Below are 16,436 nucleotides of genomic sequence, written 5' to 3'. Positions count from 1 at the left end.
GCCCTACGCGAGGCGGGGCGTGGGGTTCGTCTGCATCGCGCGAACAGCGGCCTCAGCCCAAACCTCTGGCGGCGTGCCGGGGCCTCTGGCGCCAGAGGCTAGCGGTGGACGGTGAACCGGCTAAACTCGCCGGTGGCCTTTTCGCGCTCCACGTCCAGTCGCTCCACCTGCGCCGCTGGCGAGCCGACGCTGAGCACGGCCTCGAACTCGTCCAGCACGTGCGGCGTGGCTTCGGCGATCACGTGTACGGACCCGTCTTTCTGGTTGTACACCACGCCCCGAACGCCCATCATGCTCGCCATCCGCTTGACGTAGACGCGGAAGCCGACGCCCTGCACGCGGCCGTGCGCGTAGGCGACGAGGCGTTCGTGGGAGGGCATTGTGTATACGGAGGGTTAGGGCCAAAGGAGAAGACGAACCGCGATCCGTCGCAGCTACGATACGCAACGGCGACGGATCCAGTAACGGTTTGGCGACGCCCCCGGCTAAAGAAGCCCGCGCGAGCGCGCCCACTCGCCGAACTCGTTCTCCAACTGCTCGAACGAGTCCAGCACGAAGAGAAGCGGCTGGAGGTCCCAGACCTCGTACTCCTGGTTGATCACGCGCTCGACGGAGAACGGCACTTTTTCCACCTTGTCGCTCAGCGCGTGCTGCACCTCGTTCTTCGACGAGAGGATCCCGGCCCCGAAGATGCGCATGCCCTCCTCCTGCTGAATCAGGCCGAACTCGACGGTGAACCAGTGCAGGCGCTCCAGGCTCTGGCGGTCTACGCCCTCGGCGTTGAGTGCGGACTGCCCGAACAGGTGGTAGAAGTCCGCGAACGCGGGCTCCGTCAGCATCGGCATGTGGCCGAACATGTCGTGGAAGCAGTCCGGCGCGGGGGTGTAGTCCAGTTCATCCTTGCGACGGATGTAGTCCGTGGACGGGAACACCCGGTCGTTGAGCAGGCCGAAGAAATCACGCTCGTGGAGCAAACCGGGGATGCGCGCAATTTTCCACCCTGCGGCCTCCTCCATGTTACGCGAGAGGTCCTTCAGGTACGGCAGCCGGTCGGGCGTCATGCCGAGCGTGGAGACGCCTTCCAGGTACGCCTCCCCTGCGCGGCCCTGGAGCAACGCCATCTGGCGCTGGAACAGAAACCGCCAGTTCTCCTGGCTTTCCTCGTCGTAGTCGGGCGGCACGATCTCGTCACCGATCGGCGGTGGGCCGTCGAGTTCCTGCGGCACGCACCGTGGATCGACCGCGCTGCCGTCGGTGGGGGCTTTTTCGTAGGCCGAGAGCGGGGCGTCGGCGTCTGTCGTGGCGTCCGGGTTGGTCATGTCAGAGGAGGCGTGAGGAAGGAGGAGAGTGGGGTGCCAAGATACGGGACGGCGTTATCCGTCATCGTCCACGCGCTGGTGCGTAACGAGGGCAAAAACGGCGCCTGCAACAACGGCCGCGGCGGCGGCGATCAGCCAGCTCGTCTCCCCTTCGGCGGTAAACCGAGGCGTGAGGATCGCAGCGAGGCCTCCGGCAGCCAGAGCCGCAATAACGATGGCGAAAGGACGGTAGTTCATGGCAAGCGCGGGGTCAGGGGTTGGAGTTGATGCGGACCGCCAGGCGGAGCACGAGGGCGAGGACTGCGCTCGCGCCTAAGATGAACAGGGCCCGAACGGCTGGCGTGGAGGTCCAGCCCTCACCTCGGTCCATGCCCACCGCCGTCCAGTACGCGTAGGCAAGGGCGGCGAGGGCCGTTCCAAAGCCGAGCACGAGCTTTTCGTAGGGCGGCGGCGCGTCGTTCACCCCCCTCCTACGCTCGGCGCGTGCCGAGGTGCCGTGCCCTACAGGGCCTCTGGCGCCAGAGGCCCCGACGGCAGTCCGGCCCTACTCCTGCTCACGCCACTTGATGCCGCAACCCATCGAAGGAATCTGCTCAGCCGAGACCGCCTGACCTGCGAGCGTCTGCTCGATGGCGTCCGCGAGATCGCGCGTAGTCGGCTCCGTTCCCGGACGGCCCGGACGCGTGGGCCGCCCGTCGTTCAGACGCCCGGCGTAGACGAGGCGGAGGTCGGCGTCGTACAGGAAAAACTCGGGCGTGCAGACCGCGCCAAAGGCGCGCGCGACTTCTTGCGTCTCGTCGTACAGGTACGGGAATGGGTACCCCTTCTGCTCGGCGCGGACGGCCATGTTCTCGAACGAGTCGGCCGGGTACGCCTCGGCATCGTTGGACGAGATGACGACGGCCTGCAACCCCTCGGGAGCGTACGCTTCCGCGAGGGCGATCAGCCGGTCTTCCACCGCAACGGCGTACGGGCAGTGGTTGCAGGTGAACACGACGAGTAACACCCGGGCGCCGCTCATGTCCGAACGGGACACGTGCGAGCCGCCAGAGGCCTCGGGGTTCGCAGCACGCAAACGGAAGTCCGGCGCGAGCGAGCCGAGAACGGGGGCGAGAGACGAGAGGGCCATCGAGAACGGGCGTGTAGGGCCTCTGGCGCCAGAGGGCGTTCCGGCGCCAGAGGCGAGCGCTTAGGCGGTGTGGCCGGCGAGCGCTTCGGCGAGGGCGATCTGGGAGGCCGGCACGTCGGAGCCAGTGACGATGGCGGTCGTGTAGCCCTCGTATCCGGCCAAGCCGCGAGGGCCGCCGAGAACGGCGAGCGTGGTCGGCTTTTCCATCGAGAGGAGCGTTTGCACAAAGCGGCGCTCACGTGCGGCGAGCCCGAACGCGTGCCACGCGGCGGGGCGGACCACGGTCGCGACAACGATCTGCTCGGCCTCTCGCGCCCACGCCAGAAGCTGATCGAACGGCTCGTCCTCGTCCTCGTGCAGGGGCTCCAACTCGACGTACTTCGCCAGAGGCAGGAGCTTCTCGACGGTCTGGCCGAACGGCAGCGTCGGCGGCTCGTACGGGCGTGGAGCTGGCTTGACGAGGACGACGAGCGCCCCAGCGCCGTCGCCGAGTTCGGGCAGCGCGCCGTCGCCTCGGAGGGCGCCTCTGGCGACGCGCTCCGCGAGCGCGATGTTTTCCGGCGCGCGCATGGCGGGCTGCGGCGGCCGCGTGAACACGCCCTCGCCGTGCATGCCGACAAGCTTCTGGCGCATGACCTCGACGCGCGCGAGGGCTTCGTCCAAGAAGCGCTCGTCCAGCGTGCCGCTTTCGATGGCCTGCACGATGCCGTCCACAACCGCGTGCGGATCGACGGGGTCAACGAAGAGATCCACGCCCGCGCGCAAGAGGCGAGCGGCGACGGCGCCTTCGGGCTCGTCCCCCTGGCGGATGCCCGCCATCTGCAGGCTGTCGCTGACCACGACCCCCTCGAAGCCCATCTCGCGGCGCAAGAGGCCGCGCAGGATAGGGCCGCTGGCGGTGGCGGGCGCGTTCGTGGGGTCGAGCGCGGGGTAGGCGACGTGGGCCGTCATGACGGAGTCCGCGCCAGCGGCGAGAGCGGCGCGGAACGGCGTGAGGTCCATTCCCTCGAGCACATCCCGGTCGTCGGTGACCTGGGGGAGCGTGGCGTGGGAGTCGCCGGTGGTGCCGCCGTGGCCGGGAAAGTGCTTGGCGCAGGTAAGCTGTCCGCCCGCGTGGGCGCCTTCGATAAAGGCCGCGGCAAGCTTGCCCGCGCGGATGGGATCGCGCCCGAAGGCTCGCGTGCCGATGATCGGGTTCTTGGGCTCGCGGTCCACGTCGGCCACAGGCCCCCACGTGACGTGGATGCCCATCGAGATGGCCTCTCGCGCGGCCTGTTCGGCAAAGATGCGGACGGCCTCGGCGGCGTCTGGATCGTCCATCATGGCGAAGGCCGCGGAGTGCGGGTACAGCGTGCCGCCGTGTTCGCCGCGCACCTGCTGGCCCAACCCGCGCTCCATGTCCGTCGTGACCAGCAAGCCTCTGTCGCTTTGCTTCTGCAGGCGGTGCAGCGTCTCACCCGCCTCGGGCATGCGCCCGTTGAAGAGGATGAGCCCGCCGATGGGCATCTCGTCCAACAGGGCAGAGACCGAGTCCTCGGCCTCATGGGCGGAGACCTCTGGCGGGAGGTTGTTGCCCAAACGGGCGATCAGAAGTCCGGCGGCGCGGTCGCGGAGGGAAAGAGGCACGAAGCGGGGGGAAAGTGCGCGCGTCCTACCCGCCAGAGGCCTCGCGGGTCCGAGCATCTGCGGCCTCGCCGCGATACAGTTGCCGCTGGCGGATGGCCTCGCGCACCGCGTCCGGGACGAGGTAGCGGACGCTGGTGCCAGCGCCGAGGCGGCGGCGGATCTCCGTGCTGGAGATCTCCAACCGAGGCGCTTCGACGAGAACCGTGCGCGCCATCACCCAACCCGGCACCGCGCCGAGGTCCGCGCCCGGCCGTGGGTAGGCTACAAGAGTCGCCAGGCGCAGGATCTCGCGCGGCTCCCGCCACGTCGCAAAGCTCGCGAGCGAGTCCCCGCCGACGATCCAGAACAGCTCGTCGTCTCGATGCCTCTGGCGGAGCGCGCGGAGCGTGTCCACGGTGTAGGAGACGCCCTCCCGCTCCACTTCGACGCCGCTCGCGCTGAACGCCTCGTTCCCATCGATGGCAGCGCGAACGAGCGCCAGCCGCTCAGCGCCAGAGGCCACGTCCGTACGGCCCTGTTTGTGAGGCGAGGTCGCGGTGGGGATCCACGTTACACGGTCGAGCGCGGCACCCTCGCGGCAGGCCTCGGCCACGGCGAGATGGCCGATGTGCGGCGGGTTGAACGAGCCGCCGAAAAAGCCGAGGCGCATGTCCGGGTGGGTAGGCGAGAGCGGAAGATCGCGCGCGCCAGCGGCCTCTGGCGACAGCGGCCACGTCTGCCCCGTTTTCCGGTCTACTGTCCGGCCCGCTCCGCCGTGGTCTCAGGGACGGCCTGGCGTGCGTCGTAGGCCTGGGAGTAGAGGTCCTCGGCCTCCCGCACGAGCGGGCTGGAGGGGAAGAGCGTGATAAAGCGGTCGTACTTCGCGAGCGCCTCGTCGTACCGCTCGGCTTGACGCGAGATCACGCTAGCGCGGGCGAACTCGACCTGAGCGCTCAGCGCGCCCAGCATCGCGTCGTCCGCGTAGGCGGACGTGGGGTAGTTCTGAAGCACGCTCTCGTAGTACACGACGGCAGCTTCGTACAGCTCGCGGCGCTGGTAGAGCCGGCCGTTGTTGTACCGCTTCTGCGCCAGCTTCTCGCGGAGGTCGGTGAGCAGCGCCGCTGCCTCTGGCGCCTGCGGGCTCTCCGGGTACTGCGCGATGTAGAGCCGGATGTAGTCGATCGCCCGCTCCGTATCCGTTTGGTCGAGGTCGTACGGAGGGCTCAGCGCGGCGTAGGTCTGGATCCGCTCGTACGCCGCCTGGGGCACGCGCTCGTCCGAACGGTAGAACTCGATAAAGCGGGTGTACTCGTTGCCCGCCAGGAGGTACTGCCGGTCCCCCTTGTATGCCCGCGCGAGCGTGAGTTGCGCGTCGGCCGCCAGAGGGCTGGTGCGGCCGAAGTCCAGCGCCGTCCGCAGGTGCTCGATGGCGCGCGTGTACTTGCCGCGGTCGTAGGCCTCGACGCCACGGTCATAGGCCTCTTGCGCCGACCCCGGCGTGACGACTCCGTTGCCGCAGCCGGCGACGACCGCTGAGACGGTGACCACGGAGGCCGCTGGCGCGATGCCCGCCGCAGCGGCGAAAAGGGCGAGGGCGAGGCGCCGGGGCGCGCAGAAACGAAAAGACATACGAGACGCTCGGGGAAGGCGGGGCCGATGGTGTGACGCGGAACGGTCCGCGGCTCGGGTTTCGTGCGGCAGGCTACCGCGCACGGCCACCGTAGGCCGTGAGAAGGCGGTGAGGACGGCGCGGAAGCGGCCTCTGGCGCCAGATGCCGAGGTCTTGGCCTTCTCGCCAGAGGCTACAATTCGGGCTCGCCGTCGGCGTGGCCGTCCCCTCGCGAGAGGTCGTGCAAGTGCTTGGCGCGGCGCACGCGCTTGATGATGCCGGAGAAATGATCCGCCAGGAGCGAGAGCCGCCCGCCTTCGCTCTGGGTTTCCAGAAAGGATTGCTTGTCCGGGAGTTCAAGCCCCGCGTGGCGCCCCACGATAAACGAGACCTCTGGCGGCGGGTCGTAGAGCCCCGGCCGCACCTCCTCGCCCGCCATCTCTACGAGCTTCATGTGCTGCGTGATGACCCGCTGCCGGATCGCCGCGTCCTCGGGCGATGCCGCGTCGTCCTCTATCGGGATGACGTCCGCCGAGAGGAAGGACTGGTCGCGATGGATGGCCGCGAGCCGAAACCGCGCCTCGCCCACCACGACGATGTCCAACCGGCCATCCTCATATCGCGTCACAACCCGCCGGATCCAGGCCGTCGTCCCGACCTGACTCATCCCGGACTCCGACGCGTAGAGGATCCCGAACGGCCGGTCCTCCTTGAGGCACAACGCCACCATCTCGCGATAGCGGGGCTCGAAGATGTGGAGGGGAACCGGCTCTCCGGGAAGGAGCACCAGGCCGAGCGGGAAGAGTGGAAGGCGTTCGTCCATTTTGGATGTGCGTACACCTCTCCTGCCGCGGGGTTCTGCCGGGCTTCCCGTAGCTTCGCCCATCCCCCACCGCCGTGCTCCGACTCTTCCCCCTGCTCGCCCTTCTGCTGCTCGCCTCTGGCGCGATGGGGCAGCCCCCGTCGTTCGGATCGGCCGACGACCCGCTCGAGCTCGGGTCCGCGCCGTTCTCGCCCGACCGCACACTTGCGGAGGTGTACGGGGGCCCGGCGTTTCTTCGCGCGGGGTGGAGAACTGGCGTCCGCGCCGAGGCGACCGTTCTGCGAGGGTCTTTTAGCGCCTCCGTCGGCACGACGCTCCATCCCGGCTCAGGGGGGCTGTACGAAAACGAGGCCGACGACCTGTACGATGCGCTCCGCACGATCCGCTACATCCGCGTCCAGCCGCGCGAGGAGCGGCGGGGCGTGTACGCGCGGATTGGGCCGCTTCAGGGCGTCACGCTGGGGACGGGGATGCTGGCCCGGCGCTACAAAACCACGGCCGCCTGGGACGAGCGCCGCATCGGCGCCGAGATCGCCTCTGGCGTCAGCGGCGCGCGCGTGGCAGGGTTCATCGGCGACATAACCGGCGGGAGCGTCGTCGGTGGCGAGGTGGAGGTGCCGACCCGGCTCTCGATTGGGCCCGCCAGAGGCCTCCGCCTCGGCCTCGCCGCCGCGCACGACCTCTCGCTCCCCGCCAGCGGCGACTCGTCGCTGACCGGCATCGAGGCGACGCTCCGGGGCGACGTGTTCTCCGAAGGCGGCCTCTCGGTCGGCCCCTACGTCTCGTTTGCTCAGGTGCTCGGCAAGGGCGGAGGCATTGGCGTCGGAATCGAGGCGGATGGCGCCGACCTCGGCAGCGTGGCGCGCGCCGAGGGCCGCGTGGGGCTGGTGTTCTCGCGCGGGCGCTTCACGCCGGGCATTATCGGGCCGCTCTATTCCGTGAGCGGCGGGCGCCAGAGGATCGTCGCTGCCAACTCGTTCTACGACGCCAACCTGGACGCGTTCGAACTCGCTGGCACGCCCATCGACAGCATGCGCGGTGGCGTCGACCTCGAAGTCGATCTCCGCTCCGTCGCCTTTGGGCGCATCGAGGGGCTGCTGTACACGCGCCGCCACTTCGGCCCCCGCGCGCTGAGCGCGTTCAGCCTCCGCCTCGCTGCGCGAGCAGGACCGACACGGTTCGAGTTCGGCGTCGAGAAGCAAGGATTCCGCAGCCTCCTGGGCCTGTTCGGCAGCGCACTAGGCGAGGAGAACACGCTGTTGCTGGACATCTCCTTCCCCGTCCAAGCCCTTGGCGGCGCGCACGCTTTTGTCCGTTCCCGCTACGGGTACCGCCGCCTACCGGATAGCGAGGCCGGGCCGCAGCGATACCTCGTGGAGCGCCGGTTCGAGCCGCTGATCGGCGTCCGCACGCGCTGGTAGCCTCTGGCGACGTTCTGTCGACATCCGCCTCTGGTAAAGCGAAACGAACGCGGCCCCTGGCAACTGTTCAGACGCCAGAGGCCGCTCGGTCCTGCTTCTTCTGCGCTTCTGGCGCCAGAGGCTAGCTCACGCCCTCGCTCATCTCCAGCATCCGCTCGATGGGCTTGAGCGCGGCGAGACGGATCTGCTCGTCCATGTGCAGTTCCGGCGCTTCGTGCTTCATGCAGAGGTAGAGCTTCTCCAGCGTGTTGAGCTTCATGTGCGGGCAGTCGTTGCAGGCGCAGCCGTTGTCCGGCGGGGCCGCGATAAACGTTTTGCCCGGGTTGTCCTTCTGCATCTGGTGCAGGATGCCAGACTCCGTCGCGACGATAAACGCCTCCGCGTTGGACTCGGCGGCAAAGCGGCGGATGGACGAGGTGCTGCCCACGTGGTCGGCGTGGCGCAGGACGGCCTCTTCGCACTCCGGGTGCGCAAGCACGGGCGCGTTCGGGTGCCGCACCTTGAGCCGCACCAACTCCTGCTCCGAAAAGATCTCGTGCACGATGCAGGCGCCCTGCCACAGCACCATGTCTCGCCCGGTCTCCTTGATGAGCCAGCGGCCCAAGTTGCGGTCCGGCGCGAAGATGATGGGCTGGTCCGCCGGGATCTGCCGCACGATGTGCTCGGCGTTGGAAGACGTGCAGATGATGTCCGTCTGCGCCTTGATCGCCGCCGAGCAGTTGATGTAGCTGATGACGATGTGGTCCGGGTGCTCGGCGCGGAACGCCGCGAACGCGTCGGGCGGACACGAGTCCGCGAGAGAGCACCCGGCGTGGAGGTCCGGCAGCAGAACCGTCTTCGTCGGGTTCAGGATCTTGGCCGTCTCCGCCATGAAGTGCACGCCCGCAAACACGATGATGTCCGCGTCGGTTTTTTCGGCCTCTCGCGCCAACCCCAGCGAGTCTCCGATGTAGTCCGCGATGTCCTGGATGTCGCCCTCCTGGTAGTAGTGCGCCAAAAGGACGGCGTTCTTCTCGCGCTTCAGCCGCTCGATCTCCTCGAAGAGGTCCAAGCTGGGGTCCACGAGCTGATCCACGAAGCCCACGCGGGCGATCTCAGCGGGGTCGATGACGGGGAGGTCCAGGGTCTCGGGCATGTCTCGGGGGAGAGAGTGGGAGCGGGGTACGCGGGAGCGGCGCTACAGGTTAGCGAAGTCCGCGCGGAGGTGTCGCCTCTGGCGGGGACTGGGGACTGGGGACTGGGGACTGGGGACTGGAAGGTGAGCCCTCTCTGCCTCTGGCGCCAGAGGCCTCCTGAGGAAGCGCGGCGATGTGTCACGCCCCCCGTACCGCTCGCTCGTTGGCTACGTAACTGCCCCTACTGCGGCTGACCCACACACGAGCCGGCCTGCACGTCACACCCGAGCCTCTGGCGCCAGAGGCCCTGTGGAGGCTACGCCGGGTTGAGCCGCCCGCCTTCCAGCCTCAGCACGCGGTCCGCGAGGTCCGCCAGCGCCGGGTTGTGCGTGACGATCACGAACGCGCCGTCCTCCTCGCGGCTGAGCCGCCGGAGTTCGTCGTGCAGGCGGCCGGCCGTCGTGACGTCGAGGTTGCCTGTGGGCTCGTCCATGAGGACCAGGCCGGGGCGGTTCATGAGCGCGCGCGCGACCGCCACGCGTTGCTGCTCACCGCCCGAGAGTTGGCTCGGCCGGTGCTCGACCCGCTCGCCCAGCCCGAGGCTTTCCAGCAGGCCTCTGGCGCGGGGCCGCGCCGCGTCCATGGACTGACCGGCGATAAGCGCAGGCATCTCCACGTTTTCGACGGCCGAGAACTCCGGCAGCAGGTGGTGGAACTGGAAAACGAAGCCGAGGGCGCGGTTGCGAAACGCCGCCAGCGCGTCGTCGTCCTTGCCGAAGACCTCCTCGCCGCGGAAGTGGACCGTCCCCGAGGTGGGCCGGTCCAGCGCGCCGAGCAGGTGCAGCAGCGTGCTCTTGCCCGTGCCGCTCTCGCCCACGACCGCCACCATCTCGCCGGCGTGGATCTCCAGGTCCAGCCCCGAGAGCACGTCCAGCGCGCCGTCGGCCGTGGGGTAGGACTTGCCCAGTCCCCTGGCGACGAGGATGGGCTCCCCACGCTCGCGCGCCGGCTGAGCCACGCCAGAGGCCTCTGGCGAACCCTCTAGAGGCGTGTCGTGGAGAGGCACAGTGCTCTCGCCAGAGGCGGCCTCTGGCGCGTCGCCGTCGAAGTGCGTGGGCTCCATCAGTCGGGACGCTCGATGCCGAGGTCTTTGAGCTTGTTGTAGAGGTGCGAGCGCTGGATGCCGATGATCTCAGCGGTGGCCGAGACGTTCCAGTCGTTCTCTTCCAGCTTGCGCTCGATGAACACCTTTTCGGCCAGGTCGCGGAACTCGAAAAGCGTGTCGAAGCGGTCCACCAGCCCCGCGATGGGGTCTCCCCCGCCGCCGCCCGGCATCACGTAGCGCTCCACGTCGCCAGAGGCGATCTCGTCCTCATCGGAGAGAATGAGCAGGCGTTCTACCACGTTGCGCAGCTCGCGCACGTTGCCGCGCCAGTCGAGGTGCTTCATCCGCTCCAGGGCCTCTGGCGCGAAGCTTTTGCCCTCGAAGCCGTTGCGGCGGGCGACTTCGCCGAGCACGTACCGCGCGATGTCCGGGATGTCGGTCCGGCGCTCGCGGAGCGGCGGCACCTCGATCTCAATCACAGCCAGGCGGTGGAAGAGGTCCTCGCGGAACTCCCGGCTCTCGGCCGCCTGCCGGAGGTTCCGGTTCGTGGCGGCGACGACGCGCACGTCCACAGTAATAGAGCGGTCGCCGCCGACGCGGGTGATGCGGCTTTCCTGCAGCGCGCGGAGGACCTTCGCCTGCGCGTCCAGGCTCATGTCGCCGATCTCGTCCAGGAACAGCGTGCCGCCGTCGGCCTGCTCAAACTTGCCGATGCGCTGCTTTGTCGCGCCCGTGAACGCGCCCTTTTCGTGCCCGAACAGCTCGCTCTCGATCAGCTCGCTCGGGATCGCCGCGCAGTTGACTTCCACGAGCGGGCCTTCGGCGCGGTGGCTCTCGGCGTGGATCCACCTCGCGACGAGTTCTTTGCCCGTCCCAGGCTCGCCCGTGATGAGCACGCGCGCCTCGGTCGGCGCCACGCGCTCGATGGTCTGCTTGACGCGCTCGATGGCCTTGCTGTCGCCCACGATGGGCGTCAGCTCGTTCGTCCCGCGGTCGCGGACGGTCTGGCGGAGCCGCTTGGTTTCGGTCTCCAGCTCGCCGCGCGAGAGCGCGTTGCGGACCGAGACGAGCAGGCGGTTGAGGTCTGGCGGCTTCTCGAGGAAGTCCACGGCGCCCAGGCGCGTGGCTTCCACGGCGGTCTCCACCGTCCCGTGCCCGGAGATCATCACGACCGGCGTGCCCACCTCGGCCTCGCGGAGCGCTTCGAGCACCTCCATGCCATCGCGGCGGGGCATCTTGATGTCGAGCAGGATGAGGTCGACGCCGCCGGCCTTGGCCTTTTGCAGCGCCTCCTCCCCGTCCTCGGCCTCGACGATGCCGTAGCCCTCGAAGTCCAGGATCTCGCGGAGCGAGCGGCGGATGGCGGGCTCGTCATCGGCGACGAGAATCGTAGGCATAGCGGAGCGGGCAAGCGGAGGGGCCCCGAAGGTAGCGAGATCGCCCCGGAGCGGTCGCCCAGCACGAAAGAAGCCTCTGGCGCTGCCGCCAGAGGCTTCTCGACCTGTCCGAGCGGGCAGACCTACTGGTTCTGCATTGCCTGCTGGAGCGCCTGCTGCATCGCTTCCTGCTGCGCCGCGGCGTCCACGCCAGAGGCGGACGCGGTGGAGTCCGGAGCGGGACCGGGCTCCACATCACCCGTAGGCGTGCCGACGGCGTTGGCGGCGGCCTCGACGCTCGCGAGCTCGACCGTAGCCGTCGTGGCCTCTGGCGTGTCGGCGTAGTCGTCCAGAACGGTCTGGTAAGCCCGCTGCGCGGCGTCCATGTCGCCAGCGGCCTGGTGGGCGCGTCCGGCGTCGAGGAGGTAGCCCGGCGAGGTGGCGTCGTTCTTGAAGCGGGCGGCGGCGCGCTCGTAGAGGTCCGCGGCTTCGGCGTGCTCGCCCTGCACCTCGAGGATGGCGGCGCGGCCCGCGATGGCGCTGGCGCCCATCAGGCCGTCATCGTCCACCATGCCGAAGTACTTCGCGGCCTCGTCGTAGCGGCCGAGCTGGAACAGCGCGTCGGCGGCGAAAAACGGAGCGGCGGTCGCTGAGCCGTAGTCGTCGGCGATTTCGAGGAGGCCGGGACGGTCGTCCGTGCCCGCGAGCGCCGTCTCCAAGTCGCCCGCCTCGTAGGCGGAGAGGATGGAGCCGAGGGCTTGCTCGGCCTGCGCGTCCTGGTTCGCGCGCCACGCGACAAACGCGATGATGGCGAGCACGAGCGCGACCACGCCCACGACGGCGCCGATCACGAGCGTGCGGTTCTCCTCAAAAAAGGAGCGGGAGCGCAGCACGCCGGTTTGGAAGCGGTCCTGACGCTCTTCGGCGCGCGCCTCGGGCGTGATGAGCGGTTTGGGCGGGTTGATCTGGGCCATCGGAGGGAAGCGGGGTTCGGATCTCGCAGAGCCGACGAAGCTAGCACGCTCGCGCCCGCCCCCACGGTGAATCCTCAGTTTGGCGCCGCGCCTCCTGCGCCAGAGGCCGGCCCGGGTCCGCCGTCCCGCCTCTCGCGCGGCGAGTGCCACCCGACAAGTGTCCCCAGGGCCCATGGCGCCCCTCCGGCCGCGCCCTACACTCTTCAGCCTCACGAACCGGCGCCGAGCCTCTGGCGACTCCATCCGTGAGCCTCGCTCCGTGGGGCGGCCTGGGACTTCGTGGTGGGAGCCCGGCCGCTCTTCGGGGCGTCCCTAGGTTTGGCCCCATGCTCCGACGCGTTCTCGCCACGCTCCTCCTCGCGGCCTGCACCGCCTCTCCCGCCAGAGGCCAGACGTTCGAACGCTTCGGCGTCCGCGACGGCCTCTCCTCGGAAGCCATCACGGACCTCGCGCTGGGGCCGTCCGGCTACCTCTGGATCGCGACCGAGGACGGGCTGAACCGCTACGACGGGCACAGCGCGCGCGTTTTCCGCCACCGCCCGGGCGTGCCGGGCACCCTCCCCTCCTCGCCAATAGGGGCGCTGGCGATCACGGCCTCTGGCGAGGTGTGGGTCGGGACGGCGCAGGGGGCCGCGCGGCTGGACCGGCGGACGGGCCGCTTCCACTCCCCTCCCGGGCTCCCGCAGCGCTCCAACATCACGGCTCTCGTCGCCGACGACCGGGACCACGTGTGGATCGGGACGAGCACCCGCGGCCTCTGGCGCTACGACCCGGAGCGGGATTCCACCTTCCGCGAGCCGATCCCACTTCTGGGGCGCTCTCGCCTTCGCGTCCATGCGCTCGCCTCGGAGCACGGGGCGACGTGGGTGAACGTGAGCGGGAAGGCTGGGAGAACGGTCTGCCGCATCGCCGCAGGACGCACCCGGTGCCGGCCCGTCAACGAGCGGTCCGAGCTCGCCAGCATCAACGGGGAGCCGCTCCTTTCGGATTCACTTGGCGTCACGCTCACGTGGCTCTCGTCCGGCTACACCTGGACGGTCCCGCCTGCCGGGGAGCCGTTCAGCTCCGGGCTCCGCTCCCGCACCGACGAGCTCTGGCTGGGCACCGAGTTCGGCCTCGCCATCGTGAGGGCCGACGGGACGCGGGGGTGGATTCAGCCGGACCCGGCGCGGCGCGGTGGCCTAGGAGGGCACGACATCCGCGCGCTCGTGCGGGACCGCCAGGGCAGCATCTGGGTGGGGACCGCGAACGGGCTGTACGTCACGCGCGAGCCCTCCAGTCCGTTCGTCACCTACCGCCACGCCGCCGACGACGCCGCCACCCTAAGCGACGACCGCGTCAACGGCATGGCCGAGCACGAGGGCACGCTGTGGGTCACGACCAACAACGGGCTCAACCGGCTGGACCTCGCGACGGGCCGCGTGGAGCGGGTCCCCGCCCGCCTCCCGGAGCCGGACTCCCCGACGCGCTTCGGCGCCGCGTTCTGGCAGGTCCTCGTCACGGCCTCTGGCGAGACCCTGATCGGCTCCAAGCGCGGGGGGCCTCACCGGCTGGACGGCACGCGCTTGCGCAGGCTCCCCAACGGGTCGCTCAACGGGGGAGTCCGAGGGCTAACAGAAGACCTGGACGGCCGCGTGTGGATCACCACCAGCTTCGGCATCTGGAGGCGTGAGGCCGACGGCACGGCCGAAAAAGTCGAGGCCTTTCCCGCCGAGAGCCCCTCCAACATCACCTACGTCTCCGCCGACGGCTCTATCTGGGCAGGCACCGACGCGGGCATCTCGCGCTACAACCCCGCGACGGACCGCGTCGAGCAGATCCGCACGCTGTGCCAGAACGGGCGGAGAGCCTTCAACGTTTGGAGCATTACCGAGACGCCCCTGGACCCCGGCGCGCTCTGGCTTTCGTCCCACGGCAGCGGCCTTGTCCGCTACGACCGGGCCTCTGGCGCGTCCGAGTGCGTGGGGATGGCCGCGGGGCTCCCGACCGATGCCGTGGCAAGCCTCCTGGCAGACGAGTACGGGCTGCTCTGGACCGGCACGTCGGCGGGCCTGGCGCGGCTCCACCCGCTCACGCGCGAGATCGTCACATTCACCTCCGCCGACGGGCTCCAAGGAGACGCGTTCAACCTCATGTCGGCCCTGCGGCTTTCGGACGGGCGCCTCGCGTTCGGCGGGCCGGGCGGGCTCACCCTCGTCTCGCCAGAGGCCGTGCGCGAGCGCAGCGCGCCAGAGGTCGCCATCAGCGGGTTCGAGCGCGCCGGGCGCCTGGACCCCGGAACGCCTCTGGCGGGCGACACGCTCGTGCTCCGGCACGACCAGCGCGCGTTCGGCGTCCGCTTCGCCGCGCTGGACTTCCGCGCGCCGAGCAAGAACCGCTACCGCTACCGCCTTCTCGGCCTGGATGACGCGTGGCAGGCCACCGACGGCTCGGCGCCGCGGGCGACCTTTACCGGCGTCCCCCCAGGGCGCTACCGCTTCGAGGTCGTGGGCGCGGCGGCGGACACACCCTTTGGAGAGCCGGCCGTGCTGTTCGTGGAGATCGTGCCCGCGTTCTGGCAGACCTTCGCGTTCCGGTTCCTCACGGTCACGCTCGCGCTGGGCACGTTTCTCGCCGCCGGCTTTACGCTCTCGCGCCGGCGCTCCGCCGAGGAAGCGCGGGCGGACGCCGAGGCCACCGAGGTGCGGCGCCGCCTGGCGGATGCCCGCGAGCGCGAGAGGCTCCGCCTCGCCCGCGACCTCCACGACGGGCCGGTGCAGAACCTCTACCGCGTGGGTCACGACCTCGACCGTCTGGGCGAAACCGTCGGGACGAGTGGCGTGGCCCCGGTCCGCGAGCGCGTCTCAGACGTGGCCCGATCGCTGCGCCGGATGCTCGTCGAACTCCGCCCCACCCTCGCCGAGCACCTCGGGCTCGGCCCCGCTCTCCGCACTGTGATGCGGCACGCCGAAGAGCGGCACCCTGCCCTCACCGTCACCGTCCGCGACACCACGGGCCGCTGGCGCCCAACCGACGCCGGGCGGCTCGCGCTTTTCCGCATCGCGCAAGAGGCCATCGAGAACGTGGGGCGCCACGCCGAGGCCTCTAGCGTCCGCGTCACGCTCGGTGCGCACATGGGCGGTATCCGCCTCTCCGTGCAGGACGACGGCCGCGGTTTTGCGGTGCCGGAGCGCATGGTGGACCTCGCGCGGCAGGAGCATTTCGGGCTCGTCGGCGCGCAAGAGCGTGCCGAGGCCGCCGGCGGCACGTTCCACGTCCGGTCCGCTCCCGGAGACGGCACGCTTCTCGAAGCGTGGGTTCCGGCGCTGCTCGCGCCAGAGGCTACGCATGTGGACGCTGACACCTAACATCCATCACGGCACCGGCAAACCGCCGGTGCTCTTCCCCACTCAGGCCTTACACCCCATGCGCTACCTCGCCCTTTTCTCACTCTGCGCGCTCGTCGCGTGCGCCGACGCACCTCAGACGCCGCCCGAAGACGCCGCCCCGCCAGTGATGCCGGCCGAGACTGCGCCTCCCGCTGCCGAGGCCTCTCCAGAGCCCGCGCCAGAGGCAGACCTGGGCGCTTTCTTGCGCGACATGCAAGCCGCCGGCTCCTCTGGCGACGCGGCAGCCCTCGGGCAGCTGTTCGCGCTCAACGCGGAGGACCAGGCGCTCTACGACGAGTACTACGCCTCGTCCCTTCTCAAGGGCGGCGACGCGTTTTCGCTCCTGATGGAGAAGGACGTCACCGACATCAGCGAGAACGAGGCCGGAGGCGCGGGCTCTCACGCGCTGGACTTCAACTTCGTCGACAACGTCGACGGCGAGCAGCTCGAAAGCCTTCTCCGCTTGAACATCGGGGAGGTCGACGGGGAGTACCGCGTGGTCGGCATCGTGGCAGCGGGCTAACGCGGGTTCTGGGTTTCTACCGCCGTTCTCGCCGGAGCCGCCTCTGGCGAGAACGGGCCCGCGGTCCCA

The 16,436-nt window shown here is 69.7% G+C and carries 16 protein-coding genes; 3 read left to right on the top strand and 13 right to left on the bottom strand.

Going from position 1 to position 16,436, the window contains the following annotated elements:
* Nucleotides 1–98 precede the first annotated feature (98 nt).
* The 9 genes from BSZ36_RS03610 to BSZ36_RS03570 all read right to left on the bottom strand — a co-directional run bounded on the left by BSZ36_RS03610 (nucleotide 99) and on the right by BSZ36_RS03570 (nucleotide 6,485).
* Entirely contained in the window at nucleotides 99–380 is a 282-nt protein-coding gene (locus BSZ36_RS03610; RefSeq protein ID WP_094546107.1) for an acylphosphatase, read from the bottom strand.
* Nucleotides 381–485: 105 nt separating this feature from the next.
* The gene (locus BSZ36_RS03605; protein ID WP_094546104.1) at nucleotides 486–1,319 is read right to left on the bottom strand and encodes a phenylalanine 4-monooxygenase; all 834 of its coding nucleotides are present in this window, start codon (nucleotides 1,317–1,319) and stop codon (nucleotides 486–488) included.
* A gap of 54 nt (nucleotides 1,320–1,373) precedes the next feature.
* Entirely contained in the window at nucleotides 1,374–1,556 is a 183-nt protein-coding gene (locus BSZ36_RS03600; RefSeq protein ID WP_094546102.1) for a hypothetical protein, read from the bottom strand.
* A gap of 13 nt (nucleotides 1,557–1,569) precedes the next feature.
* The gene (locus BSZ36_RS03595) at nucleotides 1,570–1,782 is read right to left on the bottom strand and encodes a hypothetical protein (RefSeq protein WP_094546100.1); all 213 of its coding nucleotides are present in this window, start codon (nucleotides 1,780–1,782) and stop codon (nucleotides 1,570–1,572) included.
* A gap of 81 nt (nucleotides 1,783–1,863) precedes the next feature.
* Nucleotides 1,864–2,448, bottom strand: a complete 585-nt coding sequence (locus tag BSZ36_RS03590; protein WP_094546098.1) for a thioredoxin family protein — start codon at nucleotides 2,446–2,448, stop codon at nucleotides 1,864–1,866.
* Between the two features lie 60 nt (nucleotides 2,449–2,508).
* Complete coding sequence (locus tag BSZ36_RS03585; RefSeq protein ID WP_179271001.1) at nucleotides 2,509–4,074, bottom strand: glycoside hydrolase family 3 protein; 1,566 nt, start codon at nucleotides 4,072–4,074, stop codon at nucleotides 2,509–2,511.
* A 25-nt stretch (nucleotides 4,075–4,099) separates the two neighbouring features.
* Nucleotides 4,100–4,723: a nicotinate-nucleotide adenylyltransferase gene (nadD, locus tag BSZ36_RS03580; RefSeq protein WP_094546094.1), complete on the bottom strand. Its 624-nt coding sequence runs from the start codon at nucleotides 4,721–4,723 to the stop codon at nucleotides 4,100–4,102.
* A gap of 83 nt (nucleotides 4,724–4,806) precedes the next feature.
* A complete protein-coding gene (locus BSZ36_RS03575) occupies nucleotides 4,807–5,682 on the bottom strand; it encodes an outer membrane protein assembly factor BamD (RefSeq protein WP_094546092.1) in 876 nt (291 codons plus the stop codon).
* Nucleotides 5,683–5,855: 173 nt separating this feature from the next.
* A complete protein-coding gene (locus tag BSZ36_RS03570) occupies nucleotides 5,856–6,485 on the bottom strand; it encodes an LON peptidase substrate-binding domain-containing protein (RefSeq protein WP_179271000.1) in 630 nt (209 codons plus the stop codon).
* A 74-nt stretch (nucleotides 6,486–6,559) separates the two neighbouring features.
* Between BSZ36_RS03570 and BSZ36_RS03565 the strand changes: the two genes are divergently transcribed.
* Nucleotides 6,560–7,906: a hypothetical protein gene (locus BSZ36_RS03565; protein ID WP_094546088.1), complete on the top strand. Its 1,347-nt coding sequence runs from the start codon at nucleotides 6,560–6,562 to the stop codon at nucleotides 7,904–7,906.
* A gap of 121 nt (nucleotides 7,907–8,027) precedes the next feature.
* On the opposite strand, the gene nadA is transcribed toward BSZ36_RS03565, so the two are convergent.
* The 4 genes from nadA to BSZ36_RS03545 form a co-directional block, all read right to left on the bottom strand.
* Complete coding sequence (gene nadA / locus BSZ36_RS03560) at nucleotides 8,028–9,041, bottom strand: quinolinate synthase NadA (protein ID WP_094546086.1); 1,014 nt, start codon at nucleotides 9,039–9,041, stop codon at nucleotides 8,028–8,030.
* Between the two features lie 296 nt (nucleotides 9,042–9,337).
* Nucleotides 9,338–10,144 carry an ABC transporter ATP-binding protein gene (locus BSZ36_RS03555; RefSeq protein WP_094546084.1) on the bottom strand — a complete coding sequence of 269 codons (807 nt, stop codon included), beginning with the start codon at nucleotides 10,142–10,144 and terminating at the stop codon, nucleotides 9,338–9,340.
* Nucleotides 10,144–11,523 (bottom strand): sigma-54-dependent transcriptional regulator, encoded by a 1,380-nt coding sequence (locus BSZ36_RS03550; RefSeq protein WP_094546082.1) that lies wholly within the window; start codon nucleotides 11,521–11,523, stop codon nucleotides 10,144–10,146. Before BSZ36_RS03550 ends, BSZ36_RS03555 begins: the two co-directional genes overlap by 1 nt.
* 122 nt (nucleotides 11,524–11,645) lie before the next feature.
* On the bottom strand, nucleotides 11,646–12,476 hold the full coding sequence (locus BSZ36_RS03545) for a tetratricopeptide repeat protein (RefSeq protein WP_179270999.1): 831 nt from the start codon (nucleotides 12,474–12,476) through the stop codon (nucleotides 11,646–11,648).
* Between the two features lie 326 nt (nucleotides 12,477–12,802).
* Here BSZ36_RS03545 and BSZ36_RS03540 point away from each other — a divergent pair, with 326 nt between their 5' ends.
* Nucleotides 12,803–15,823 carry a sensor histidine kinase gene (locus BSZ36_RS03540; protein ID WP_094546078.1) on the top strand — a complete coding sequence of 1,007 codons (3,021 nt, stop codon included), beginning with the start codon at nucleotides 12,803–12,805 and terminating at the stop codon, nucleotides 15,821–15,823.
* Between the two features lie 58 nt (nucleotides 15,824–15,881).
* Complete coding sequence (locus tag BSZ36_RS03535; RefSeq protein WP_094546076.1) at nucleotides 15,882–16,367, top strand: hypothetical protein; 486 nt, start codon at nucleotides 15,882–15,884, stop codon at nucleotides 16,365–16,367.
* The last annotated feature ends 69 nt before the right edge of the window (nucleotides 16,368–16,436 follow it).

The organism is Rubricoccus marinus (genome assembly GCF_002257665.1).
In the GTDB taxonomy this organism is placed as follows: Bacteria; Bacteroidota; Rhodothermia; order Rhodothermales; family Rubricoccaceae; genus Rubricoccus; species Rubricoccus marinus.
Note: the sequence above shows the minus strand (reverse complement) of the source record. Positions and strands in the feature narration are given on the sequence as shown.